The 24,305-nt window shown below is 69.5% G+C and carries 28 protein-coding genes; 8 read left to right on the top strand and 20 right to left on the bottom strand.

Translation table 11 applies throughout. The features are described from left to right. Positions 1–3 precede the first annotated feature (3 nt). Together MKK51_RS22990 and MKK51_RS22985 are read right to left on the bottom strand one after the other, a co-directional pair. A complete protein-coding gene (locus MKK51_RS22990) occupies positions 4–2,610 on the bottom strand; it encodes a PAS domain S-box protein (RefSeq protein ID WP_243981329.1) in 2,607 nt (868 codons plus the stop codon). A 64-nt stretch (positions 2,611–2,674) separates the two neighbouring features. Continuing rightward, positions 2,675–3,175, bottom strand: coding sequence for a response regulator (locus tag MKK51_RS22985; protein ID WP_313898832.1), 501 nt, complete (start codon positions 3,173–3,175; stop codon positions 2,675–2,677). A gap of 465 nt (positions 3,176–3,640) precedes the next feature. Between MKK51_RS22985 and dinB the strand changes: the two genes are divergently transcribed. Continuing rightward, a complete protein-coding gene (dinB, locus tag MKK51_RS22980; RefSeq protein WP_243981327.1) occupies positions 3,641–4,732 on the top strand; it encodes a DNA polymerase IV in 1,092 nt (363 codons plus the stop codon). A 116-nt stretch (positions 4,733–4,848) separates the two neighbouring features. Further along, positions 4,849–5,235 carry a phage holin family protein gene (locus MKK51_RS22975; RefSeq protein ID WP_243981325.1) on the top strand — a complete coding sequence of 129 codons (387 nt, stop codon included), beginning with the start codon at positions 4,849–4,851 and terminating at the stop codon, positions 5,233–5,235. 45 nt (positions 5,236–5,280) lie between these two features. Here MKK51_RS22975 and MKK51_RS22970 read toward each other — a convergent pair whose 3' ends face one another. Beyond that, positions 5,281–5,910, bottom strand: a complete 630-nt coding sequence (locus tag MKK51_RS22970) for a 2,3-bisphosphoglycerate-dependent phosphoglycerate mutase (RefSeq protein ID WP_243981323.1) — start codon at positions 5,908–5,910, stop codon at positions 5,281–5,283. A 45-nt stretch (positions 5,911–5,955) separates the two neighbouring features. After that, positions 5,956–7,068 carry a ribosome small subunit-dependent GTPase A gene (rsgA, locus tag MKK51_RS22965; RefSeq protein WP_243981322.1) on the bottom strand — a complete coding sequence of 371 codons (1,113 nt, stop codon included), beginning with the start codon at positions 7,066–7,068 and terminating at the stop codon, positions 5,956–5,958. Between the two features lie 33 nt (positions 7,069–7,101). On the opposite strand from rsgA, the gene MKK51_RS22960 reads away from it, so the two are divergent. Next, complete coding sequence (locus MKK51_RS22960) at positions 7,102–7,398, top strand: hypothetical protein (protein ID WP_243981316.1); 297 nt, start codon at positions 7,102–7,104, stop codon at positions 7,396–7,398. A 128-nt stretch (positions 7,399–7,526) separates the two neighbouring features. Here MKK51_RS22960 and MKK51_RS22955 read toward each other — a convergent pair whose 3' ends face one another. Further along, complete coding sequence (locus tag MKK51_RS22955) at positions 7,527–7,793, bottom strand: hypothetical protein (RefSeq protein WP_243981315.1); 267 nt, start codon at positions 7,791–7,793, stop codon at positions 7,527–7,529. Position 7,794: 1 nt separating this feature from the next. Then, a complete protein-coding gene (locus MKK51_RS22950; protein ID WP_243981314.1) occupies positions 7,795–7,962 on the bottom strand; it encodes a hypothetical protein in 168 nt (55 codons plus the stop codon). A gap of 60 nt (positions 7,963–8,022) precedes the next feature. Between MKK51_RS22950 and MKK51_RS22945 the strand changes: the two genes are divergently transcribed. Further along, on the top strand, positions 8,023–8,331 hold the full coding sequence (locus tag MKK51_RS22945; protein WP_243981312.1) for a hypothetical protein: 309 nt from the start codon (positions 8,023–8,025) through the stop codon (positions 8,329–8,331). 260 nt (positions 8,332–8,591) lie between these two features. On the opposite strand, the gene MKK51_RS22940 is transcribed toward MKK51_RS22945, so the two are convergent. Together MKK51_RS22940 and MKK51_RS22935 are read right to left on the bottom strand one after the other, a co-directional pair. Then, entirely contained in the window at positions 8,592–8,852 is a 261-nt protein-coding gene (locus tag MKK51_RS22940) for a hypothetical protein (protein WP_243981310.1), read from the bottom strand. Positions 8,853–9,286: 434 nt separating this feature from the next. Continuing rightward, the gene (locus MKK51_RS22935; protein ID WP_243981309.1) at positions 9,287–10,168 is read right to left on the bottom strand and encodes an aldo/keto reductase family oxidoreductase; all 882 of its coding nucleotides are present in this window, start codon (positions 10,166–10,168) and stop codon (positions 9,287–9,289) included. 93 nt (positions 10,169–10,261) lie between these two features. On the opposite strand from MKK51_RS22935, the gene MKK51_RS22930 reads away from it, so the two are divergent. Beyond that, positions 10,262–11,170 carry a LysR family transcriptional regulator gene (locus MKK51_RS22930; RefSeq protein ID WP_243981307.1) on the top strand — a complete coding sequence of 303 codons (909 nt, stop codon included), beginning with the start codon at positions 10,262–10,264 and terminating at the stop codon, positions 11,168–11,170. A 93-nt stretch (positions 11,171–11,263) separates the two neighbouring features. Here the strand turns inward: MKK51_RS22930 and MKK51_RS22925 are convergent, their stop codons facing one another. From MKK51_RS22925 to MKK51_RS22905, 5 genes are all read right to left on the bottom strand, one after another. Further along, complete coding sequence (locus MKK51_RS22925) at positions 11,264–11,542, bottom strand: hypothetical protein (RefSeq protein WP_243981305.1); 279 nt, start codon at positions 11,540–11,542, stop codon at positions 11,264–11,266. Positions 11,543–11,707: 165 nt separating this feature from the next. Continuing rightward, a complete protein-coding gene (locus tag MKK51_RS22920; RefSeq protein WP_243981303.1) occupies positions 11,708–11,860 on the bottom strand; it encodes a hypothetical protein in 153 nt (50 codons plus the stop codon). A 466-nt stretch (positions 11,861–12,326) separates the two neighbouring features. Beyond that, positions 12,327–12,416 (bottom strand): pyrroloquinoline quinone precursor peptide PqqA, encoded by a 90-nt coding sequence (gene pqqA, locus MKK51_RS22915; protein WP_018043773.1) that lies wholly within the window; start codon positions 12,414–12,416, stop codon positions 12,327–12,329. A 184-nt stretch (positions 12,417–12,600) separates the two neighbouring features. Next, entirely contained in the window at positions 12,601–13,416 is an 816-nt protein-coding gene (locus tag MKK51_RS22910) for a shikimate 5-dehydrogenase (RefSeq protein ID WP_243981302.1), read from the bottom strand. 84 nt (positions 13,417–13,500) lie between these two features. Further along, a complete protein-coding gene (locus tag MKK51_RS22905) occupies positions 13,501–13,659 on the bottom strand; it encodes a DUF2735 domain-containing protein (protein ID WP_243981300.1) in 159 nt (52 codons plus the stop codon). Between the two features lie 448 nt (positions 13,660–14,107). Here MKK51_RS22905 and MKK51_RS22900 point away from each other — a divergent pair, with 448 nt between their 5' ends. After that, positions 14,108–14,611, top strand: coding sequence for a ferritin-like domain-containing protein (locus MKK51_RS22900; protein WP_243981298.1), 504 nt, complete (start codon positions 14,108–14,110; stop codon positions 14,609–14,611). Positions 14,612–14,653: 42 nt separating this feature from the next. Here MKK51_RS22900 and MKK51_RS22895 read toward each other — a convergent pair whose 3' ends face one another. From MKK51_RS22895 to MKK51_RS22880, 4 genes are all read right to left on the bottom strand, one after another. Further along, a complete protein-coding gene (locus tag MKK51_RS22895; protein ID WP_243981296.1) occupies positions 14,654–15,982 on the bottom strand; it encodes an LLM class flavin-dependent oxidoreductase in 1,329 nt (442 codons plus the stop codon). Between the two features lie 117 nt (positions 15,983–16,099). Continuing rightward, positions 16,100–17,290, bottom strand: a complete 1,191-nt coding sequence (locus MKK51_RS27445; protein WP_243981294.1) for a GNAT family N-acetyltransferase — start codon at positions 17,288–17,290, stop codon at positions 16,100–16,102. Further along, a complete protein-coding gene (locus MKK51_RS22885; protein ID WP_243981292.1) occupies positions 17,287–18,219 on the bottom strand; it encodes a hypothetical protein in 933 nt (310 codons plus the stop codon). The genes MKK51_RS27445 and MKK51_RS22885 overlap by 4 nt, the downstream gene beginning before the upstream one ends. Positions 18,220–18,388: 169 nt before the next feature. Beyond that, positions 18,389–19,216: a hypothetical protein gene (locus MKK51_RS22880; RefSeq protein WP_243981290.1), complete on the bottom strand. Its 828-nt coding sequence runs from the start codon at positions 19,214–19,216 to the stop codon at positions 18,389–18,391. 247 nt (positions 19,217–19,463) lie between these two features. On the opposite strand from MKK51_RS22880, the gene MKK51_RS22875 reads away from it, so the two are divergent. Both MKK51_RS22875 and MKK51_RS22870 read left to right on the top strand, forming a co-directional pair. Continuing rightward, positions 19,464–20,576, top strand: a complete 1,113-nt coding sequence (locus MKK51_RS22875) for a hypothetical protein (protein WP_243981281.1) — start codon at positions 19,464–19,466, stop codon at positions 20,574–20,576. Positions 20,577–20,634: 58 nt separating this feature from the next. After that, a complete protein-coding gene (locus MKK51_RS22870) occupies positions 20,635–20,796 on the top strand; it encodes a hypothetical protein (RefSeq protein ID WP_243981279.1) in 162 nt (53 codons plus the stop codon). Positions 20,797–20,822: 26 nt separating this feature from the next. On the opposite strand, the gene MKK51_RS22865 is transcribed toward MKK51_RS22870, so the two are convergent. The 3 genes from MKK51_RS22865 to MKK51_RS22855 are packed head-to-tail and all read right to left on the bottom strand — an operon-like array spanning position 20,823 to position 24,215. Then, positions 20,823–22,160: an O-antigen ligase family protein gene (locus MKK51_RS22865; RefSeq protein WP_243981277.1), complete on the bottom strand. Its 1,338-nt coding sequence runs from the start codon at positions 22,158–22,160 to the stop codon at positions 20,823–20,825. 13 nt (positions 22,161–22,173) lie between these two features. Continuing rightward, the gene (locus MKK51_RS22860) at positions 22,174–23,139 is read right to left on the bottom strand and encodes a glycosyltransferase family 2 protein (protein ID WP_243981275.1); all 966 of its coding nucleotides are present in this window, start codon (positions 23,137–23,139) and stop codon (positions 22,174–22,176) included. Then, positions 23,136–24,215, bottom strand: coding sequence for an endo-1,4-beta-xylanase (locus tag MKK51_RS22855; RefSeq protein WP_243981273.1), 1,080 nt, complete (start codon positions 24,213–24,215; stop codon positions 23,136–23,138). Before MKK51_RS22855 ends, MKK51_RS22860 begins: the two co-directional genes overlap by 4 nt. Positions 24,216–24,305: the final 90 nt, after the last annotated feature.

Raw genomic sequence — 24,305 nt, 5'->3', positions numbered from 1 at the left:
TCCTCATCCCCCGCGATCGGCATCGGGATCGGCCGGCTCCGAATTCCGCCGTAAGGCGGCCTTGGCTCTCTCCCGGATCGTCTGTTCCGACACGGGCAGTGCGATGGTGCAGTGAACGCCGTCGGGTTCCATCACGAAGGTCGTTCTGGCGCCGAGCTGGTAGGGCAACGCCCGCTCGATCAGTTCGCGGCCGGAGCCGCTCCCCTGCGGCAGGCCATCCCGCGCCGGCATCCGCACGCCGCGCTCACGCCAATCCACATGCAGCCAGGGAGCCCGCTCCGGTTCCGCAGCATCCACGTGCCAGCGGATCTCGAGATGCGCCTGCGGTTGCGCCAGGGCGCCGTATTTCAGCGCGTTCGTCGCCAGTTCGTGCAGGGCCATGGCGAAGATCTGGACCGTCGATGAGCGCAGCGCCACCGCCTTCGGTCCGCTCAGGCTGACCCGCGACGCCTCCCCGTCGAGGGCCGCCACCTCGCTTCGGATCAGCTCGTCGAAGCTGACGCGCTCGCCCTCCGCGAGGCGGGACAGCAATCCCTGCACGCGGGCGAGGGCCGCCAGACGCGTGCCGTAGCGCTCCCGGAAGTCGGCGAGGCCGCTGCTGTTCCGCAGGGTCTTGTCGGCGGTGGCGCGCACCACGCCCATGAGGTTGCGGGTGCGGTGCTGCAACTCCGCCACGAGCACGCTCATATGCTCGGCGGTCTCCCTCTCCTCGGTGATGTCCCGGCCCACGCCGCCGATCCAGCACACCGCGCCGGCGGCGTCGCGCATGGGGAAGCCGGTGTCCCGTATCCAGCGGATGCCGCCGTCGCCGGGCCGCCTGACGCGATACTCGAAGGTGACGCTCCCGCCCGCCCGGACGCGATGCAGGCTCTCCACCGCCCCTGCGCGATCGTCCGGCACGATCAGCTCGACCCAGCTCACCATGTGGTCGCCGGAGAGGGCCGTCGCGCGGTCGAGGCCGTAGATCGTCTCGAAGGCCGGGGTGAGATAGACCCACTGGTAGGTCGCGGCGTCGCGCATCCAGAGGACGTCGGACGAGGCCTCGCCGAACTGGCTGAGGCGCTCCTCGCTCTCGCGCAACGCCGCCTCGGCGCTCTTGCGAGGCTGGATGTCCTTGAACAGGAGCGCGACCTGCCGCTGCTCGGCGGTGCCGACGCGGAAGGCATAGACCTCGTACCAGCGATCGAGGGCGCCCGACCGGCGTTCGAACCGTTCCGCCACGCCGTTCAGCGCGATCCGGCCGAACGTCTCGAACCAGTTCGCCTCCAGCCCGGGGAGCAGTTCCCGCATCGTCCGCCCGGTGGCGTCGCCGAGCCCGGTCTGCTGGTCGAAGGCGGGGTTGACGGAGAGGAACCGGTAGTCGACCGGCCGCTGTCGGTCGTCGAAGATCAGCTCGACGATGCAGAAGCCCTCGTCGATGGAGTTGAACAGATGGCGGTACTTCGCCTCGCTCTCCTCCAGCCGCACGCGCGCGACCGCGTCGCCCGCCTGCGGGATCGCCTCCTGCGCCTCGTTCCAGGTGGTCATCTCCCTGGTGGTGGTCGCCACGCCGTCGCCGAGCTTCACCACCGATCGGTGGAACCGCCCGTTGAACGGCTCGTGCGCAGGGCGGGGCTCGGTCACCGAGGGCCGGCCCGTCTCCACGACCTGCCGGAAGGCCTCGAAGATGCCGTCCCGGACCGCGCCCGGATCGCATGCGAGGAGGCTTTGTCCGTGCATCTCGCCCAAGCGGCACTCGGCGGTGCGGTTGTTCAGCCGGCAGTAGAAATCGACGATCCCGCCCGAGGCGTCCCGGACGGCCTCGAAGACCTGGATCATGTCCGCGGAACGGTCCAGGGTGGCCTGGACCAGGTCACGGCTCGACCGCAGCTCGGCCGTGCGCTCCGCCACCTCCCGTTCCAGGTCGGTCCGATGCCGTGCCTCGGTTTCGCGGAGCGTCTCGTGGGCTTCGGCGAGGGCGCGCGCGCCGTCCGCCACCCGCCGCTCCAGCTCCGTCCTGGCGGCCCGCGCCTCATCGAGGGCGCCGGTCATGACGCAGGCGGCGGAGGCAAAGCGCGCCAGCCGCGTGAGCAGGCGAAGGTCTTCGCCGTCGAAGCCGCGCCCGAGGTCATGCGTGCCGGCCCAGAGCGTGCCGACCGGCTCGTCGCCGGCATGGAACGGCACCAGCAGCAGTTCCTGGAGGGGCGGCTCGACAGGGGCCGCCGGGACGCGGGCCTGCGGGCGCGAGACCAGCAGGGGGGTGTTTCGGGTCACCACGAGGGCGGGAAGGCCCTCATCGAAGGGAACGCCGTCGCCGCGATGCGTGGCCCAGGTTCCTGCGATCGCCCGGCCGCGGACGCTCCTCGCGCCCTCCCCCGATGTCTCCCCGGATATCTCGCCCGATGTGAGGAGGCTGATGCCGGCCGATCCGGCCACGCCCATCCCGACGAGGAGGTCCACCAGGCGTTGCGGGACCGTGGCCGGGCTGACGGCGAGTGCCTCGACCAGTTCGGCCAGCGCCTGGGCTTCCGCCTCGTAGTCGGGACGGCGTCGGGGACGCGTCGCCAGCGCGTCGGTGATCGGGATCTCGTCCAGGCCCGCGACCACATCCGGCAGCACCGTCGGTGTCATGTCTCTCGATGCCCGCCATTCGCTCGAAGTCGCGGCAGTCAGGCGTACCGACGCATCGCGAAGCCTACTCCCGCGCAAGGATGCGATCAAATTCCCGCGACTGCGCGCGCGTCCCCCATTCCGGGGCCGAGGGGCCGTGCGAACGCCATTCGGCCGCGCCCGTCCGTGATGCCCGATCGGCGAGGATGAGGTCGAGCGCGCGCAACACCGTCGCGGTATCCACCGGCTTCTCCAGCCGCCGGACCGACGCGTGGCGGCCGAGGATCGTCGCCTGGTCGTAGCCGGTGGTGAACAGGAACGGGATTCCGAGGGCGAGGAGCGCATCGGCCACCGGGTACACGTCCTCGCCTGCGAGGTTCACGTCCAGGATGGCCGCGTCGGGCGGAGCCGGGCCTTCGAGGAGGTCGAGGGCGCCCTGCGCGGTGGCGATGGGACCGACCACCTCGGCCTCCGCCCCGGCCAGGCCCCGCGCCAGTTCATCGGCCAGGAAGTACTCGTCTTCCACCACCAGGATGCGCCGCCCCCGGAGAGCCCGCCCGGCCTGCCGCACGACACTCCCGGTCACGGTCGGTTCCCGCTCGGGACACGACGGCGCAGCGGGAGCCTGTGAGGGACGCTTTGCGAAACTCTTGGCTCTGAGGCGCTTGGCTTCGAGGCTCTTGGCTCTGAGGCGCTTGGCTCTGAGTCGCTCGGCATCGTCGTTCTCCCATGCCCGGTTCGAGACGCGTAGCGCCAGGATGCGGAGGAATGCCGTCCTCCTCCATCATGGTGGTCGTTCCGGCACCGAGCCGGTCGGGCGGAGCGCGCCCGACATGCCGCCGGGGACGACGGCCCGGTTCCGGCCGCTCCCCGCACGGCACGGGAGAACCGGGGGGGCATCATGCGCCCCGCCATGGGAAAGTCCAGACCACGGCGCCCGCCGCAGCCGGTTGACCCGGGACCTTGAAACCGCGAGGAACAAAAACCGAACGCAGTGCCGTCCCCGCGATGACGGCACATGGCCCGCGCTCCGATGTGACAGCCCGATCCGATGTCGAGTCCCGGCGACGAGAGCCCCGTCCGTAAGATCATCCATATCGACATGGATGCGTTCTACGCGTCCGTGGAGCAGCGGGACGATCCGGCCCTGCGGGGGCGCCCCCTCGCGGTCGGCGGCTCGCGCGAGCGCGGCGTGGTGGCCGCCGCCAGCTACGAGGCACGGGTCTTCGGGGTCCGCTCGGCCATGCCCTCGGTCACCGCCCGGCGCCTGTGCCCCGACCTCGTCTTCGTCAAGCCGCGCTTCGAGGTCTACCGGGCGATCTCGGAGGAGATCCGCGCGGTGTTCGCCGAACATACCGCGATCATCGAGCCGGTCGCCCTCGACGAGGCCTATCTCGACGTCACCGAGAACCTGCAGGGGCTGGCCACGGCCACCGAGGTGGCGCGGGTGATCCGGGCGGAGATCCTCGCGCGGACCGGCCTCGTGGCCTCGGCCGGCGTCTCCTACAACAAATTCCTCGCCAAGGTCGCCTCGGACTTCCGCAAGCCCGACGCGCTGTTCGTGATCACGCCGGTGATGGGGCCGGGTTTCGTCGAGGACCTGGCCATCGGCCGGTTCCACGGCGTCGGCCCCGTCACCGAGGCGAAGATGAAGCGCCTCGGCATCCTCACCGGCCGCGACTTGAAGGCCCGCTCCCTGGAAGAACTGCAGGCGGCCTTCGGCAGCTCGGCGGCCTATTATCATGCGGTGGCGCGCGGCATCGACGAGCGGCAGGTCCGCGCTCACCGAATCCGCAAGTCGGTGGGGGCGGAGACCACCTTCTCGGAGGATCTCACCGAGTTCGACGCCATGGCGGAGCGACTGGCGCCGCTGATCGACAAGGTCTGGACCTCCTGCGCCGCCAAGGGCGTCTCGGGACGCACCGTCACGCTGAAGGTCAAATTCTCGGATTTCGTCCAGATCACGCGGGCGCAGTCCTTCGAGGCCCCGGTCGCCGGCCGCGATGCGATGATGCTCTCGGTGCTGGGGCTGCTCCGCACGGTGTTCCCGCTCCGCCGCAGCGTTCGCCTGCTCGGTGTCTCCCTGTCGGGCCTGCAGCAGGGCGAGACGGAGGGACCGCGCCAGCTCGGGCTCGCGATCTGAGGCCGGCACCGGGCCGGAATGTGCGGCGATTGCCGCGCAACCCCGGCGCCCTATCTCGCTTGTCTGTGCACGGACCGGCCGGGGCCTGGTCGGAACACGTCGATGAGAGGGGATGCATGAACCGCCGGGATGACAAGAGCCTCCCGCTCCTCGTCGGCGACGCGATCGGGCAAACCCAGATCCTCCTCTCCAAGCACCTCGCCCTGTTCCGGGCCGAGGTCGGATCGGCGGTCGGGCAGGTGGCGCGTCCGCTCATCCTGTTCCTGATGGCGGCCCTCTTCGTCCTGATCGGATTGTTCGTGCTCCTGGTGGCGATCGTCAAAGGGCTGGGGCTCCTCCTCGGCTCCGAGGCGGTCGCGGCGCTGATCGTCGGCGGCGCCTTCGCCGCCGTGACCCTGGGTCTCTTTGCCTTCGGGTATCGGCTGATGTCCCTCTCGAACCTGGAGCCCATGCGGACGCGGCGCCAGCTCGCGCGGGACCGGGACGCCTTGCGGACCCGCTGACGCCGTTCGGGGGGCGCCTCGCCGTCCCGCCCGTGTCCTCGTGGCTCAGGCGGAGATCGGCCGTTTCTCCACCACCCCGCCCCGCTCGTCGAGGCGATAGGCCAGGGTCTGGGCCGTGGCGAGATGCACGTCGGCGACCGCGTCGGCACTGATCCGGTCGAGATGCATGATCAGCGCCCGCAACGAATTGCCGTGCGCCACCAGGAGGACCCGCTGGCCCCCGCGCACCCGGGATTCGATCTCGTCCCGATAGTAGGGCAGCAGTCGGTCGGCGGTCATCGCCAGGCTCTCGCCGCCCGGCGGCACCGCATCGAAGGATTTTCGCCAGGCGCGGACCTGCGCGACACCCCAACGCTCCTGGGATTCCCGCTTGTTCAGCCCGGCGAGCTCACCGTAATCGCGCTCGTTCAGCGCGGCGCTCCGGTGGACGGCAAGGTCGAGCTGTCCGAGCTCCGACAGGATGAGGCTGAGGGTGCGCCGCGCCCGCGTCAGCTCGCTGGTGAAGGCGAGGTCGAAGGCGAGCCCGACCTCTCTCATTCGGCGCCCGCAGCTCCGCGCCTCGCCGACGCCCCGTTCCGTCAGATCGGGGTCGCGGATGCCGGAGAAGAGGTCGTGCTCGTTGTCGAGGCTCTGCCCGTGGCGGACGATGACGAGGGTTCGGTCGGGAAGGAGCATTCGGCGAGTGGTGTCCGCGGGAGGTCGGGTGAAGTCGGGGGGAGGTCAGCGGCGACGGTTGCCGCGCGGCCCGGTGACCACCGGGGTGTTGGTCCGGTTCTCGTCGAGGAGCTTGCGCCACCGGGTCAGGCGTTCGGGATCGAGGGCGCCGTCCGCCACGGCGGCCTGAACCGCGCAGCCCGGCTCATGGGCGTGGGTGCAGTCGCGGAACCGGCAGGAGGGCGCCAGCTCGACGATCTCGGCGAACAGGGTGTCGATGCCCTCCGCCGCGTCGCTCACATGCAGCGTGCGCATCCCCGGCGTATCGATGACCCAGCCGCCGCCCGCGATGGCATGGAGGGAGCGCGACGTGGTGGTATGGCGCCCCTTGGCGTCGTGTTCACGGATTCCGCCGGTTTCCTGGGGGAGATCCTGGTCCGGTCCGGCGAGGGTGTTGACCAGGGTCGATTTCCCGACCCCCGAGGAACCGACGACCGCCACGGTCAGCCCCTCGCCGCACCAGGGGGCGAGGCGCGTCACGGCGTCGGGGAGACGCGGATTGACCGTCACGACGGCGAGGTCGCGCTGCAGGCCCGCGGCCTGCCGCCGGTAGGTCTCGGCATCGGGCGCCATGTCGGCCTTGGTGAGGACGATGACGGGATTCGTGCCTCCCTGGTTGGCCAGCGCCAGGTAGCGCTCCAGCCGGGCGATGTTGAAATCCGCGTTGCAGGACGTGACGACGAACAGGGTGTCGACATTGGCCGCGGCCAGCTGCAGCGGGCCTCCGCCCTCGTTGCGCCGCTGCAGCACGCTCCGGCGCGACAGGCGGCGGCGCATCGTCCCGGTCTCGGGCTCGACCAGGACCCAATCCCCCACGGCGAAATCGCCGGTCTGGGTATGGACCGGGAGACCCAGCCCCACCGGCCCCGTGAGGGACAGGGCGGTCAGGCGGGAGCGGTGGACCGTGGCGATCCGCATGGGCACGAGACCGGCCTCGGCCGGTTCACGTTGCTCCTCGAAGAAATCGGACCATCCGAGCCGGGAGGGCCGCAGGGGATGGGCGTTGCTGGGATCATCGGTCACCGGCCAGCCATGACAGGGCGGTGGCGGATTGACCAGCGCCCCATCCGCCTTCCGGCATCCCTCCCCTTGCTCCCCGGCGGCAAGGTGCCCGATCATCAGGGCACCGGAGTCGAGGGGATGGGGGTGGCGATGTCGGAACTGGATGAGAAGCGCGAGGAGATCGCGGTCCTGATTGCGGCGGAACTCGGCCTCGGCGATCCGGCCGGATGGAGCGAGGCGGACCGCGCGGCCGTCGACCGGCGGACCTCGGAGGCGATCGAGGGGCGCGCCCTCGGTCCGGATGAGCCGGCCGATAGCACGGAGGCGGGCACGCGGCTCCGGCAGCGGCTGCGGGAGTACCGCGCCCTGCTGGAGCTGCGGACGGACGAGGCGGATGCCCGGCTCGCCGAAGAGGGCGAGGTGTTCGGCCGCGAAGACGACGCCTGACTCTTGTTCGCACCGGATTCGGTGGCGTCGGGGGATCGCCCTTCGCCCCGGTGTCTCTCACCAAACTCCCGCTGCGCCGTCGTGCGTTGAGCGAGAACCGACGGTGACCGGGAGTTGTGCGAGGCCCTTCAAGTCCGCGAGGGCAGGCCCTTCGCGACGGCCCAGCCCGACGTGTCGAGCCTGGCCCGGCATCCTGCCGCGTAGACATTGGGCTGCCTGCTGCCGACCTCGCGCTGCCAGCGGCAGGTCTGCGTCAGGCTCAGGTAGACGTCCAGGATCGAGGCGTGATCGCCGAACCGCTCGCGCAGGCGGGCGACACGGTAGACGCCCCGACGCTCGCAGGGGCCGCAGGCGATGACGAGGTGCGCGGCCCTCACGTCGCAGAGGCGCTCCATGTCAGGCCGCCGAACGGGGCGATGCGCCCCCGATGGCGCCCCGCGGCACGCCCCCGGCGGACGGGCGAGGGGCACGGGCGGCGTTGCCGCCGGCCACCGCCTCGTCGGCGAAGTCCGGCATCCCGATCCCGCTCAGGGCGACGATCCGCGCCGCAGGGTTCGCCATCATGGTGGACACTCCGCGAGTAAGAACATATAGTGAACATAGAGTTCAAGCGCGGAGGTCAAGATGCAGACGGCCGACCTGTGGATATCGGGGAATCTCGCGCCCGCCGGCCTGCCCTCGGGCATGGCGAGACGGGCGGGTGCCGGTTCGGCGGCGAGCGCGCCGTCGCCCCGCGCGGGCGGAGACCGGGCCATGCATTTCGACCTGCTGGAGGAGCGGGCCGGGCGCTGGGGCTGGTCCCTGCGCGATGCCTACGGCCAGGAGGTCGCCCATTCTCCGATGCCGTATCCGAGCCGGGTCCAGGCCTCGGCGGCGGCCTTGGCCTTTTCCCAGCTGGTTGCCTATGCCGGCAAGCAGATGCGCCGCCCCTGAGACCGGACGGCGAAGGTCCGCCGGGACTGGCGTCCCGCGCGCGCCATGGGACGCCCACGAGGAATCGGCTCCTTTCCCGCAGCGGACGCCGCCGCGTGGGAAGGAGCCGATCCGGATCGTGATCCGGGACGACGCGCTACGAGCTCATCAGTATCGTGGCGGACCCGACGATGGTTGCTGCGAACATCACCGATGCAACGCCGACCATGAAGTAGGAAAAGACTTTCAGCATCGATGCCAAGGCGCTGTCCTGACCGGGTTCAGCAGCGGCTGCCGCCCGACGTCTGGCCGTATTGCATGACCTCGCGGGTCTGCTGGTTGGCATTGCCTTCTGCGGCCGAACTCATGGGACAACCGAACGACGCGGGGGCCCGACGATCGGCTCGGATCGCGTTGGTGGTCTCGACATCGTAGGGGGCGAACGCCGTGTAACGCGACGGGCGCTCCATCGCCGTCGTGGGCGAGATCGAGACCAGTCCCATGACGAGGGCAGTCGAGAGGGCGGCGATGTATGTCTTCATGTGAGCAACAGCTTTCTTGTCTTGTGAAGCCGCCGCGTTTTGGCTGCTTCTTCTGCTTGAAGCCAATATGAAGTAATAATTGCCTCTGTGGCGTGTCGGCACGCACATGACGCCGTGGATTAAAGATGCCGGACAGATCAGACCGACGGATATAACGAATACCAGCGCTTTGTGCTTTAATTCGGCAAGCACATGGCCGGGTGTTGTTCTTATAATCCCTGACTGCCTCGGGAATGAGTGTCGCAGGGGCATCCGTGACGGAAGTGCCTGTGCCGACAGCCTGATATCGGGACGGGCCGCTCCGGTCGCGGCGATCCGGGGCGCCCGATCGTCGGGGCGCCTCCCCTTTGCCGCCGCGCCGATCCCGCCCGAGCGGAGGGATCGGCGCAGCGCCCGATGAGTCTCTCGTCACCCGGCCGAGGACGCTCCGCGCGTTAGCCTTCCCCGGGCCGGGGGGCGATGCGCTCGAGGGCCGCCATCGTGTCGTCCGACAGGTCGAGGTCCGTCGCGGCCAGGTTCTCGCGCAGGTGCTCCACCGACGACGTGCCGGGGATCAGCAGGATGTTGGGAGAGCGGCGCAGGAGCCAGGCCAGGGCCACCTGCATCGGTGTCGCGCCGAGCCCTTCGGCGACCGTGCTCAGGATCGTCGATTGGATCGGGCTGAAGCCGCCGAGCGGGAAGAATGGGACGTAGGCGGTGCCGGATGCCGCCAGATCGTCGATCAGCGCGTCGTCTGCCCGATGCGCCAGGTTGTACTGGTTCTGGACGCAGACGATCGGCGCGATGGATCGGCTCTCCGCCACCTGCCGTGCCGTCACGTTGCTCAGCCCGATCCGGCGGACGAGCCCCTGGCGCTGGAGACCGGCGAGGACGGAGAGCGGCGCTTCGATGGAGCCCTCGGCCGGCCCGTGCACGTCGAGCATGATCCGGAGATTGACGACGTCGAGCGCCTCGACGCCGAGGTTGCGCAGGTTGTCGTGGACGGCGCCCGTGAGGTCCTCGGCGGAGAAGGCCGGGTTCCAGGAGGCGTCGGCACCGCGCCTTGCTCCGATCTTGGTGACGATCACGAGGTCGTCGGGATAGGGGTGGAGCGCTTCCCGGATGATCTGGTTGGTGATGTGCGGTCCGTAGAAGTCGCTGGTGTCGATATGGTCGACGCCGCGCGCGACCGCTTCGCGCAGGACCGCGATGGCCCCGGCCCGATCCTTCGGCGGCCCGAAGACCCCCGGCCCCGCCAATTGCATCGCGCCGTAGCCCAGGCGCTTTACGGTTCGGTCTCCGAGGGCGTAGGTCCCGGCTCGTGCGATCTCGGTCATGTGTCTCTCCTGTGTGGTGAGCGGAACTGTAGTGCCTCGTGGATTGCGTGATAATGCGCCCTCATCCGCACGGGATGTGCGAAAGGGCGAACGATGGCGACGGATCTCGGGGATTTGGCGGCGTTCGTCGCCGTCGCGGAGGCGGGCGGGTTTCGCGATGGCGCACGGGCGAGCGGCGCGAGCGCATCCGGCCTGAGCGAGGCTGTCCGCCGGCTGGAGGCGAGGCTCGGCGTCCGGCTCCTCAACCGGACGACCCGCAGCGTCGCGCCGACCGAGGCGGGCGCACGCCTCCTCGAACGGCTGATGCCGGCCTTGAGCGAGGTGGATGCCGCGCTGGACGTCGTGAACGGCTTTCGCGATCGCCCGGCCGGCACGCTCAGGCTCAACGTGCCGGTCAGTGCGGCGCGGCTCGTGCTGCCGCGGATCGTACCCCCCTTCCTCGCGGCCTATCCCGACATCCGGCTCGACATCGTGGCCGAGGACGGTTTCGTGGATGTGCTGGCGGCCGGGTGTGACGCCGGGATTCGCTACGACGAGCGGCTCGAGCAGGACATGATCGCCGTTCCCATCGGGCCGCGCCGGCAGCGCTTCGCGACGGCCGCCTCCCCTTCCTATCTCGACCGTCATGGGCGTCCCGCCCACCCGAGGGAGTTGCTCCAACACGCCTGTATCGGCGGCCGCTTCGCGAGCGGCGCGAAGACCGCGTGGGAGTTCGAGCGCGAGGGTGAGGTGGTGCGCGTCGACCCAAGCGGTCCCCTCGTCGTCCGGGTCGGCGCCGCCACCGACCTCGCGGTGGATGCCGCCATCGCAGGGACCGGGATCATCACCCTCTTCGAGGATTGGCTCCGCCCGCATCTCGAGAGCGGGAGGCTGGAGCCTGTCCTGGAACCATGGTGGCAATCCTTCTCCGGCCCGTTCCTCTATTATCCGGGCCGGCGTTACCTTCCCGCGCCGCTTCGGGCCTTTGTCGACTTCATCGGTGCGCATCGCGATTCTCGCTGATGCCGTCGCACGATGACCGTCGTCCGGGACAGTGAAGCACCCCGCGGATCGCACCGGAGGGCGGCGCCTCGGCTTGCGGTCCCGTCGCCGCGATCAGGCCTGCTCGTAGGCCGCCGCCGCCGATCCGGCGGTATCCGAAACCGTGTCCTGCGAGGGGGCACCCAATGGGCCGGCCTGCAGCCGTGCGATCAGCCGTGCCATGTCCTCGGGCAGGTCGGCCACGCATTCGAGGCCGAAGGCGCGGTCGAGGGCGGGCATCGTGCTGCGCAGGAAGGCGTGGGACGCCTCCGCGCCGGGACGGGGCGGTGGCGACGCCTTCGACGGGACCTGCAGGAGGGGCGTGCCGAGGGTGGTTGTGGGGAGAGCGAGCATGGCTTCCACGGGGGTGCGCGACGTGCCTCGCGCGATCCCGCCGCCAGGCGTTCGCGGCGGCCTCTCCCGTAAGGCCGCCCAAGCTAGACCGTACTGGTTGAACCGTAGCTGAAGGGAGCCAGCGCCCTCGCCGCTCCGTCCTGGATGGCCGATCCGAGGCCGGGATCAGATGTAGTGCCGGAAGACGACCTGGCTCTGAGGGTCTTTCGTCTGGCCGCGCTCGCTTTCGTCGACGGTGGGGCGGCTCTGGATCAGGGATGCCGGCATGACCAGCGTGACGAGGGCGAACAGCCAGCGGAAGGGACGTGGAACGGTCATGTCGGGTTCCTGGGCTGGGTCGCGGTCGGATCGTCACCTTGAGATCATGCGCCTGTGGCGCCTGAAGGGTTCATGGCTGACCGCGATCCGTTCCGCTGTGCCCGCGCGCACATCGGCTTGGCCGCCCTATGACGGCGCCGGCCTCGGCGGCGGCGCGACCGCCATGGCCGAAGCGCCGGAGGCGATGGACTACCGCCGGAGAAACTCGCCCCGGCAGGCGGCGGAATCCCCCGCGATCCGCGAGGGCACCGTGCGGGTCCACCTGAAGGCGATCTTCGGCAGGCTCGGTCTCAGCCGTCAGAGGGAGGTCGCGATCATCGTCGCGCGCCCGGATGCCATCCTGAGGCGGCGGCGGGAGGGCGGGCGCCACTCCCTATCGGAAACGCAAAAAGCCGCCCGGAGGCGGCTCATCGCGGAGACAGGAGTCTCATGTCATGCGGAGGAAGCTCGAAAGCTTCCCAACGCCTTAGTTGAAGGTGTCGATCTCAGCCGACTCGTAGCTGGTGACTTCCATGCCGACACACACTTCCTGAACGACGGGGGCAGTCCAAGCCATGATGTTTCTCCTGCGTTGCAAGTCTTCTTTAGAAGACATCTCGGTTGCGCGGCATCACCGCGCTTGAGAGACACCTATTGCCCGCCACCCGCCAAAGCAAGCCGAAAGACGGAAATATTCTGCAGGATTCCCTTAGTTTTCTCTCATGGAACCTGGCTCGGGTGCCCCGTGCGGAGAGAGCGCTTCAGGTACGGGCGAAGGCCGCGGCCTCGGCCACCTGGTCCTCGCCGGGAATCCGCCCGGTATACAGGACGAACTGTTCCAGAGCCTGCAGCACCACCACCTCGTGGCCGGTGATGAGGCGCTTTCCCAAGGTTTCGGCCGCGCGCAGGAAGGGCGTCGCGGAGGGGAGCGCCACGACGTCGAAGGCGATGGCGCAGGCGGCGATCTGAGGGGCGGGGAAGGCGAGGGCGTCGGCCTCCGGCCCTTCCATGCCCAGGGGCGTGACGTTGATGAGGAGCGGGGCCTGCGCCTCGCCGATCTCGGGGCGCCAGCCATAGCCATGGCTTTCCGCCAGGGCCCGTCCGGCCGGTTCATTGCGGGCGACCAGCGTCCCGTCCGCGAAACCCGCATCGCGCAGGGCCGCGACGACCGCCTTGGCCATGCCGCCCGACCCGCGCAGGAGGAACGGCGTCCGCGGATCGATGCCATGCCTTTCAAGGAGCAGGCGGATCGCGATGTAGTCGGTGTTGTAGCCGGTGAGGCGGCCGGCCTCGTTAACCACCGTGTTGACGCTGTGGATGGCCGCCGCCGAGGCTTCGAGCCCGTCGAGCAGCGGGATCACGGCCTCCTTGAACGGCATGGAGACGGCGCAGCCGCGGATGCCGAGCGCCCGGATGCCGCCGATCGCGGCGGGCAGGTCGGTGGTGATGAAGGCCTTGTAGACGTAGTCGAGCCCCATGAGCTCGTAGAGCCGGTTGTGGAAGCGTGAACCGAAATGGCCCGGGCGTCCCGACAGGGACATGCACAGGGTGGTCTCGCGTCCGATCGGCGGCTTCATCACGGTCTCCGGCTCGCGGGAGGCGCGGTCCGTCCCGCACTCCGGCGCCGGAGCGATACCATGTCCCGCGATGCGTCGCGCCCGTCAGGCCTTGCGGTTACGCCCGTCGTCCAGGATCGCCTCGGCATGGTACCAGCCGTCACAGAAATCCATCCTGGGCAATTCCATCGGCCGCGCGACGCGTGAGGCGAGGTCCACCACGGCGTTGCCGCCCGCGCGCGTGCCTGTCGAAGAGGCACGCATCGGCGCTGCAATCTTCCTGGGCACAAAAGCAAAGACTTCGGCCGAATTCCGAGGTGAACTCGAAGTCATGATCCAACGTCTCCAAAAGCTGCTGGGCCTTCATGCCCCCGACGTCCTGTGATGATATGAGCGGTGTCTGATATTTGCACCGGCTTAACGTGCGAAAAACAGTACATGCCGGTAATTCGAGCATGCCTTAATTTGTTTCAGACCGTGAGTGATGGTGCACTGCCGCAGCCAAGCCCCTCGCCGGCCTCATGCCGTTTTGGAACCATCGCAGCGTCAATCTCTTGATCCGGCCTAGCAAGCGCGCGCCGATATCGCGACGTAATCTGAATCAAGCTTTGCCGTTGAAGAATGGTTGCAAGGGGATGATCCGGATTATTTCTTGAGTAAGCGCGCCGCTTCTGTCCGATACGTTACGAATTCATTCACGGAGCAACGCGCCATGGGCCTTTTCACCAAGGACATCCAGACCCTCGACGACCTGTTCGTGCATACCCTGCAGGACATCTATTATGCCGAGAATCAGATCACCAAGGCGCTGCCGAAGATGATCGCCAAGGCAACCGATCCGGAACTCAAGAGCGGGTTCGAGGCGCACTTGACGGAAACCGAGGGCCAGATCGCGCGCCTGGAGACGGTCTTCGAGATGCATGGCCAGACGCCGAAAGCCGTGACCTGTCCGGCCATCGACGGCATCATCAAGGAGACCAACGAAGTCTCCGGCGAGATCGGCGACAAGACCGTGCTCGATGCGGCGCTCATCGCCTCCGCCCAGGCGGTGGAGCATTACGAGATCACGCGGTACGGCACCCTCGTCGCCTGGGCCAAGCAACTCGGCCGGGACGATTGCGCCGCCGTGCTGCAGCAGACCCTGGACGAAGAGCGGGCCACCGACGAGCGCCTCACGCGCCTGGCCGAGGGACAGGTCAACCGCCGCGCCGCCTGATCCGACAAAGCCGCCCTCCCCCGTCGGAGGGCGGCCCGTCCGTCAGGTCGGGAAGAACCGGTTGGCCGGGCGCGGCAGGCCGAGATGGTCGCGCAGGGTCGTCCCCTTGTAGTCAGTGCGGAACAGGCCCCGGCGCTGGAGTTCGGGCACCAGGGTATCGACCACGTCGTCGAGCCCTTCCGGAACGAACGGGAACATGACGTTGAAGCCGTCGCAGGCGCGGGCGTGGAGCCATTCCTCCATCTCGTCCGCCACCTGAACGGGCGTGCCCACCATGGTGAGCCCGCCATAGCCGCCCACCCGCTGGGCGAGCTCCCGCACCGTCGCCCCGGTCTTGCGGGCATAGCCGACGATCTGGGCCTGGGAGCTCTTGCTGGCGTTGGTCTCAGGGATCTCGGGCAGGGGCGCGTCGAGGTCGAAGCCGGAGGCGTCGACGCCGAGGCGCACGGAGAGGTTCGCGATCCCGCTATCGGTGGGCACCAGGGCGTCGAGCCGCGCCTTCTTCGCTTCGGCCTCCTCCCGCGTCGCGCCGAGGACGATGAAGACGCCGGGCAGGATCTTGAGATGGTCCGGGTCGCGGCCGAGGGCCGGCATCCTGCCTTTCACGTCGGCGTAGAAGTCCTGGGCGGCGGCGAGTTTCGAGCCGGAGCCGAACACCACCTCGGCGGTCGCGGCGGCGATCTGGCGCCCGGCCTCCGATGCGCCGGCCTGCACGATCACCGGCCAGCCCTGGACGGGGCGGGCGATGTTGAGCGGACCCTTCACCTTCAGGAACTCGCCGGCATGGTCGAGGACGTGGAGCTTGTCGGGGTCGAAATAGACGCCCTCCTCCACGTCGCGGATGAAGGCGTCGTCGGCCCAGGAATCCCACAGGCCGGTGACCACGTCGAAGAACTCCCGGGCGCGGGCATAGCGGACCGCGTGGTCGAGATGGGCGTCGCGGCCGAAATTCAGGGCCTCGTCCGGGTTGCCGGAGGTGACGAGGTTCCAGCCGGCGCGGCCGTTCGAGATATGGTCGAGGGAGGCGAACTTCCGGGCCACATGATAGGGCTCGTTATAGGTCGTGGAGGCCGTGGCGATGAGCCCGATCCGCTCGGTGACGGCGGCGAGCGCCGGCAGCAGCGTCATCGGGTCGAAGGAGGTCACGGTGGCGCTGCGCTTCAGCGCGGCCATGGGCATGTTCATCACCGCCAGATGGTCGGCCATGAAGAACGCGTCGAACTTGGCCGCCTCCAGGCGCTGGGCGAAGCGCTTGAGGTGGGGAAAGCTGAAATTCGCGTCCGGATATCCGCCGGGATAGCGCCACCAGGCGGTGTGGATGCCGATCGGCCGCATGAAGGCGCCGAGATGCAGGCGACGAGGGTGGCTCATGCGGGGCTATCTCCGTCCGGCAGATGAAAGCACGGCGTTGGAATACAGCAGCGGCGGGAGAAAAGGGTTCTGGTTTTTGGCCTAGACAGGCAACGAACGTGCTGGGACGCCGCCCCGTCACGAACGGCGCTCCCGCCAGAGCAGGACGGCCCGGCAGGCCAGGTCCCGCACCCGCCGGTCGAGGGCGGGATAGCGGCGCAGGGTCGCGACCAGCCTCGCCCGCGCCGCGCCCTTCAGGCCGCGCCAGCCGAGGGGAACGGTGAGATCCACGAGCGGCAGGGGCTCCACGTTGAAACGGCGTTTGTAATCGTAATCGCCGATGCTGAAATCGAACGAGCGGCAGCCCTCGGCGTGAAGCGCCTCCATGGTCTTGTCGATGACGAGGCGTCCCGGCGAGCAGTTCGACCAGCCCTCCCCGGCATTGCTGATGCGGATCATGACGTAGGTGCCGGCGTCGCGGATGCCGAGCAAGGCCGCGACGACCTCGTCGCCTGATGTCAGGGCGCTGACGACGGCGTAGCCACGGCCGAGGCCTCGTTCCACGAGACGGCGGTAGAAGGCGTCGAACTCGGCCTCGTCGAGGCGGTAATCGGCGCCGAGGCTGCGCATCCGCGCCTCCTGCTGGCGCGCCATCACCTCCAGCACCCGCTGCGCCTCGTCCTGGTCGGTGACGATGCGGAAGGCCGTCTCGGGCTCGCGGGAGAACACCCGCCAGCTTCGCTCCAGTTCCTTGCGCACGGTCTTGGCGAGGCTGCGATGATAGGCCTCCCAATCCTCGCCCGTCCGGACCTCGTTGCCGCTGAGCGGGCACGGGCAGGCGCCCCTGAGGAGGGACAGCGGATTGGGGCCGTCGGCGAAGGTCGCCGGCATCTTGCGCAGGGAGAGGAGGTCGGCCCGGGGCAGTGCAGGGCCGATCGCCCGCCACAGCGCCTGGGCGCCGGCATGGTCCCTCGGAGCCGCGGGGCCGAGGAGCGGCGCGTTGTAATCGGTGAGGCCGAGATCGGCGAAGGCGATGATGCGGCGGCGTCCCGTCTCGTCGATCACCAGGGGAAGGTGCAGGGCGAGTGCTCCCGTCGCCCTGTCCCGCGCCGTCACCAGGAGCGGCGTCAGCCCGGCGCGGCCTTGGAGCGATTCGTACCAGGTCTCGATCCAGGCCGGATCCTGAAAGGGCGTCGGCGCGCCCGTCCAGCCGGGGACGTGCTCCGTCCAGTCGGACGCGATCGCCACGTCATAGCCCCGCGCGCCGGACGTGCCGATCCGCGACGTCGCGACGCTCCGGCGATGGGCCGCCGGCGCCGTCCCGCTCACGCCGGAGCGGGGAGTTCGAGGATCTGGCCCGGACGGGCCGCATCGAGACGGAAATCGACGGCGCGGCGGGCCGCGCGCTCCCGCTTCACCCAGGCGCTGTCGCGCAGCAGCTTCTGCATCACCGCCTTCGACCAGTAGCCCGGCCCGGTGATGGCGCGGCTCGCGGGCTCCCGGCCGAAGCGATGGCGCAGCATGCCGTTGGCGAGGTTGACGATCTGCTTGCGGCGGATCGGCTCGTCCACGAAGGAGACCGTCATCGACACGTTGAGGCAGTCGAGGTTCTCGACCCGGTGCGGGGCGTTGAGGGGCCAGCTCAGCATCTGGCCGGGCGCCAGCTCCATCACCCGGGCATGGGCGTCGTACCAGGGCGCATAGGGCATATCGACCTCCACATCGAACAGGGCGATGTCCTCGAGGTGACGCGGCGTCACGAAGGGCGGGGTCGAGGGATAGACGTAGACGCGCTTGGCGCCGATGATCTGCCACAGATGCTGCCCCGGCAGGTCGGCGTGGTAATAGACCTGGGCGTTGGGCGACGAGATCAGGATGCCGCAGGTGGATTTCGCCGGCGAGAAGCCGGGGACCCGCCGGGCCAGTTCCTCGAATAGGGCGTCGAGGGTGTCGCGGTAGCGCCGGTCCACGGTCTCGACGTTGCGCAGGTTGAGCCACATCCGCCCCTGGGCGATGGACTCGATCACCTGCGCTCCGGGAAGTCCCCCGGTCTCGCCCTCGCGCCAGAACTTGCGCTGGCCGGCCGCGCCCATATGGACGAGGCTGTACTGGTCGCTCGGATAGGCGTCGATCAGGTCGGCCAGGGCTTCCCGCGAGAACAGGGGGGATTGGTGCAGCCGATGCTCGAGCCGCAGGGGCTGGTGGCCCCAGAGGGCGCTGTGGGTCTCGTCCCAGGAGGTGAAGATCGGGTCGTTCATGGCTACGGTCAATCCGTATCGTGGCCCGCTGCTCTTCAGACGAGATGGGTCGGTCCCCCTGCGGGACAGGGACGATCCATTTCCGGACACCATATCCGATTGAGATGGAATCTTTGCATTCGCGGTGCCGCCGGGACAGGATGACTGCGCGGGCCGCGTGAATACGCTGTCATGGCACGGCTGATCCTTCCGGGGGCGATGCTGGCCCCTCCCCGCCGGCGAGCAGGACCGCGATCCTGCGGACGGCGGCGGACAACCCCGCTCCATGCCGAGGGGCCAGCCGGTCGGGCAGCCTCGTCCCCATGGCGCGCCAGAGATGGTGGCGCTGGTCGTAGGGCGTCGTGTCGAGGAGCCAACGATGGCTGGACGGTCCGTCGGAAACGCGCTGGCGCGCGACGGCCGCCTCGGCCGCCATCACCCAATCGGCGAGGCACACGAGGTCCGCATCCGACGCATCGGTCCCAAGCGCGCACCACAACAGGCCGAGCCCATAGAACGGCAGTTCCGTCCCCTCGTCGGCGACGAGGCGGGGTGTCAGCCAGGCGAGGAACGCCGTCGCCGCGTCGTCCAGCTTCTCCACGACGGCGTTCTCCGCGCGGGATCGCGGAAGTCGGCCCAGAGCGTGCAGGCTGTCGAGCAGGCTGGCCAGCGTCTGGCTCTGCCCGTCGAGATCCTGGTTGTCCGGCTCGCTCATCGCCCGGAGGAGCGCCGCGCAGGCGAAGGCGCGCCGCCAGTGCCGTTCGACTGCAGCGGCCTCATGGGCCGGCTCATCCCAGCGCGTGAGTTCCAGCACCTCCCGCGGCCACCACGAGAGGCGCGCGAGCGTGCCGTCCCGGATGAAAGTCCGGAGGGCGGCGAGGTGCGCGTCGGCATCCTGCCCGTGATCGGCCCGCGCGATGGCGACCCGGTCATCCTCCGAGAGTCTGCCGGCGAGGAGCCGGAACAGTGCATCGGCATCGGGTGCAACGGTTGCCGGCGGGGGCGGAAGCGCGCTCATGACCGTGTCAGCTTAGCATGCCGGGCGACATCGGCCTCACCGGCATGGCATGATGCGGGCCGGGGCGGCCGAACCCGTCGTCTCCTGCCTCCGCGACCTGCCCGATGCGTTTCAACCGACCACAGGACCCCATGGGGAGGGCAGACGGTCGAAGGCTCGCCCGTTCGACGACGGTCGGGCGAAAGCCTTTCGCAAGCGACGGCCTGCTAGGACCGCTCGGTCGCGTCCTCTTCCGGAATCCCGCCGCATGATGCACCGTTCTGGACCGGGTGAGCCGAAGGCGCCCTCCCCCTGCCTCCATCTCGTGGGAACGGGGCATCCGCCCTGCGGGGTCGGCGATTTCGCGGGCCAGCTGGTGGAGGCGCTCCGGCGTCAGGGACAGCCTCAGGAGACCCTCGTGCTCGCGCCGGGCCGCGTGCCGCTCGGCGAGATCTGGCGCGCCGTGGGGAAGAGCCGCGCGGTCATCGCCAACCTGCCCGTCGTCGCCTGGAAGCGGGCCCTCTCCGGGCCGCCTGCCGCCTTCGCCGTGGCGCTCCTGCGGCGGCGGCGGCGGGTCGCGATCCTGCACGAATGGGGTGGCATGCACCGCCTGCGCCGCCTCGTCCTGAGGCCGCTCCTCCTCCTCGCCGACACGGTCGTCCTCCTGTCGCCCCAGGTCCGGGAGGAGCTCGCCGCCGATCCCGTGATCGGCCGCCTCGCCCGGCGGGCGGTGATGATGCCCCTGCCCCCGAACATCACGCGGCCCGGAACCACCGTGGCGAGCGCCCTGTCCGAGCGGATGCGTGCCGCCCGCGAGGAGGGGCGCCTCGTCCTCGGTCATTTCGGCTCGATCTATCCGGGCAAGCAGCCGGAGGCGATCCTCGACATCGCCGCCGTCCTGAAGGCGCGCGGCGCCGACCCGCTCGTCGTCTTCATCGGTTCGTTCATCCGTGCCTCCGACGGGATCGAGGAAATTTTCTGGAACAAGGTTGCGGCGCTCGGCCTCGCCGAGACCGTGGTGGTCTCCGGCTACGTCGCCTCGCCCGAGGAGTTGTTCGGCCTGTTCGACGCGGTCGACGCCTTCGCCTACGTGCTCCCCGAGGGCCTCACCGCGCGCCGCGCCAGCATCCTGGCCTGCGTCCAGGCCGGACGCCCGGTCATCGTCACCGAGCCGGCGCGCGCGGACGAGTTCGACCACCATCCGCGCTTCCGGGCGCTCCTGACCGGCGGGGCCATCGTCCTCGCCCCGGGCGGGGCCGGACCGGAGACCTATGCCGACCTCGCCCTGGCCGCGTCGGCACGACCGACGCTGCCTCCCGCCCTCGACCGCCGGGCCTGGTTCGCCGACGCGGCCCGCAGCCTGAGGGACGCCCTCGGCTGACCGTCCGAAGGTGCGAACCTTGCCCTTTCGCAGCGATCGAAGGGCTAGGAGACGCGCCATGACCCAATCTGAACCAAGCGACGTTCCGGAAAGGAGCAGGTCCGAACTGGCCCGGCACTGGGCGGTCGGCGGGCTGGTCGCCGGCTGTGTCGCGACCCTGCTCTGGTGCGGCCTGCTGGTGACCCTCGGCGGCTGGGCCGTCGGGATCATCGAGTTCTGAAGGCGGCACCCGAGACGCGAGGCAGGTCAGGCGCTGCGGAACCGGGCGAGGTAGTGCAGGCCGAAGACGGAGACGAGGAAGGTGACCCAGACCGGGTCCCCGCCATCGAAGAAGAAGCTCTCCATGCAGGAGAGAAGAAGGCCGAACAGCCAGATCTGCACGAACATCGTCGCCAGCGGGTCGGCCCGGCCCCGCGCCTCGATCTTCATGACGTCGCGCAAGGGAGCCACGACGACGATCCCGAGCACCAGGACGAGCCCGGGCAGGCCGAGGGTCACGGCGGTGTCGAGGTAGCTGTTGTGGCTGTGCGAGGCGTATCCGGCCCAGCTCGACCCGTCATCGGAGGCCGCGCGCACGGTGACGTTGTTCCAGAACGCGGAGAAGCCGTAGCCGGTGAGCGGACGCGCCCCCAGGGCCTCGATGGCGAACTGCCAGACGTCGGTCCGTCCGGTGAAGGTGGAATCCACCGGCAGCAGCCGTACGAGGGCGGCTACGGGCTCGCTCACCACGGTGCCGACGCTGAACAGGTTGATCGCGAAGAGCGGCACCAGGGTGAGGAGGACGCGCCCCGGAAACGAACGGACGACGGTGAACAGCCCCGTGATCGTCAGCGCCGCCACCAGCAGCGCCGTCGCGCTCTTGCCCTCCGAGCCGATGAGGAACAGCCCCGACAGGATGACGATGGCGCAGCCCGCCGTCACGAGCCCCGAACGCGCCACCGCGATGCCGATGAAGACCAGCATGGCCATGACCGCCGCCGCGCCGTTCTTGTGGCCGAACACGCCGCGCCAGTTGCCCGCGAGCATGGGTTCGACCACGTCGTTCGCCTGGTGGATGGCGAGGTCCGGCGCGAGCATCATGCCGAGGTAGCAGGCGCCGAGCAGCAGCAGGGAGGCGATGGCGAGGAGGTTGCGCAGATCGTTGCGCGAGCGCGCCAGCAGCGGCAGGCAGGCGGCCGCCAGCATCACCGAACCGGCCAGGGTCAGGCGCTTGGCCGAGGTGGCGGGATCCTGCGACAGCACGACGCTCAAGGCGAACCAGGCTCCGAGGGCCAGGAACCTGGGCGAGAGGAACGTGCGCAGGGCCCGGGCATGCGTCGGGAGCGTCAGGGCGAGGCACAGGAGCGCGAGGAGGCCGAAACTCGCATAGGTCAGGCCCTCGCGCCCCGTGGCGAGTTCCGAAACGTCCGGATTGCTCAGGTCCTGAAAGGGTCGGAGGGAAATCCAGGTCAGCAGCAGGAAGGCGAGGACGGCGGCCTTGCGCGCGATGAGGATGGCGGGCGTTTCAGCGAGCGCCGTCCGCACCCGGTGCCATCCCGCGGCGGCGGTCTGCGAGGACGGCGATCCGGACGCGCCCGTCTTCATCGGTTTCCCGCCCTCATCTCCCGCGCGTCCGCAGGCGCGGCGTGCTGGCGCGGTAGGGCTGCGGCTCGACGCCCAGGGCCGCGAGGCAGCGCCCGAGGGCCACGAGGATCGGGTGAAGGGCGATGGTCGGCTCCCGCGTCCGCGCCAGATCGAGGATGGCGCGTCCGAACGAGACCCCGAGGACCGCGAAGGACTTGCCGGCCAGGGTCACGAGGCCGAGGCTGCCGCGCACGTGCTTGCGCTCGATCCGGTAGTTGACGGCGCCGATCCGCAGGCCCCGCGCGGCGAGCCATCCCGTCCGCGTGCGGGCCAGGGGCACCGTTTCGGTGATGACGGCCTCCGCCTCCCAATAGAAGGTCACGCCGGCCCGGCGGGCGCGGACGAAGAAGTCGGTGTCGCCGCCGCCGAGGAAATTGTAGCCCGTGTCGAAGGGCGGCGCGCCCATCAGCGCGAAGGTGCGCCGCGTGATCAGGCAATTGCCGCTGCCGTAGATCACCGGCACCGGCCCGCTCTTGTCGTAGGCGGGGGCGAAGGCGGGATGGCCGTCGAGGCCGGACCGGGTGCCCGGCTCGAAGCGTGGAATGACCGGGCCGCCGACGATGCCGACCCCGGTGCGCTGGGCGGTGGCCACCATGCGTTCCAGCCAATCGGGCCGCGCGAGCTCGTCGTCGTCGATCATCAGGAAATAGCGGGTCTCGGGATAGGCGCCGAGCGCCGTCGTGAAGGCGCGGTTGATCGCCGAGCAATTGCCCTGGCGCTGTTCCACCACGCATTGACCCTGGAGCGGGCCCTTCGCGAAGACCGCCTCGGCCGCCGCCGATCCGGCCTGCGCCGCGGCGTCGTTGTCCACCACCACTACGGTGAAGCGCAGGTCGGTCCGCTGGCGTGCCAGGGAGGCGAGGGTCTGGACGAGGTGCTCCGGCCGTTTGAAGGTCGGGATGCAGACCACCGCGTCGACGGGGGTGGCGCGCGTCTTCACGACGCGCTTCCGGTGAAGCGCTCGATCACACTCATGAGCGGCTTGGGCCTCAGGTCGGAATCCAGGGGAAGCGGACGGTTCGCCGTCCCGTCGGGACGGGTGAAGTATATCGGTACCCAGGTATAACGATCCGTAATGCCCCAGGTAAGAACCTGGCTCGGCGGTGTCACCTCCTCCACAATGCGGAGGAAGTCGGCCGCTTTCCGCGCGATGATCTCGTCGCGGATGGCGACGTCCGTCGGAAGGCCAACATCGATCACGTCGAGTTCGGTGACCAGGACGTCGAGCTTCATCGCCGCGATCTCCCGCAGGAAGCCCTGGAGGCCGTCCCGGTCGATCTCCCGGTCGGCGAACAGGTGAGCCTGCAGGCCGATGGCGTGGATCGGGATGCCCCGGTCGAGAAGGGAGCGCGCGATGGCGAGGATGCCGGCGCGCCGCATGGCGAAGCGCGGTCCGACGAATTCGATGTCGTATTCGTTGAGGACGAGGCGGGCGGCGGGATCGGCCGCGTGGGCGGCCTTAAAGGCGATGGGGATGTATTCGGCCCCGAGCGTCCTCGTCCAGACGAAGGGACGCAGGTCCTGCGGCGAGGCCGGATCGTCGGGCATCGGCTCGTTCACCACGTCCCACGAACCGATGAAGCCGCGATAGCGGGACACCACCGTCTCGATATGGCCGGTCAGCACCCATTCCGACTCGACCCGGCTGGTGATCGCCTCGGCCCAGGCCGGCATGCCGCCATACCAGGCCAGGGTGTGGCCGCGCAGGCCGAGCCCGTTGCGGCGGGCGAAGGCGGCGATCCGGTCGGCCTCGCCGAAATCGAATGTCTCCCGGTTCGGCCGCAGGACCGGCCATTTCAGGCCCCCTTCCGGGACCAGCAGGCGGCACCTGTCCGCCAGGGCGGCGGCGTAGCCCGCATCCGCCGCCAGGGCGTCTCCGCGGACAGCGGCCCCGAACGGGATCTTTTTTCGCGGGACGGCGAGGGCCGGACGGTCGTCGAGGAGGCCTCCGGCGCCGAGCACGCCGCCCAGGGCCCCCTTGAGGATGGTCCGGCGATGGGGAAAGCCCTGTCTCATGCCGAAACCTCGCGAAGGATGGGGATCGTCCAAAACGGCACAGTCCGCCGGGGCATGGCGAACGGTTTTGCAAGTTCAGGTCCGCACATG

The sequence above is a fragment of the Methylobacterium sp. E-045 genome (assembly GCF_022829685.1).
In the GTDB taxonomy this organism is placed as follows: Bacteria; Pseudomonadota; Alphaproteobacteria; order Rhizobiales; family Beijerinckiaceae; genus Methylobacterium.
Note: the sequence above shows the minus strand (reverse complement) of the source record. Positions and strands in the feature narration are given on the sequence as shown.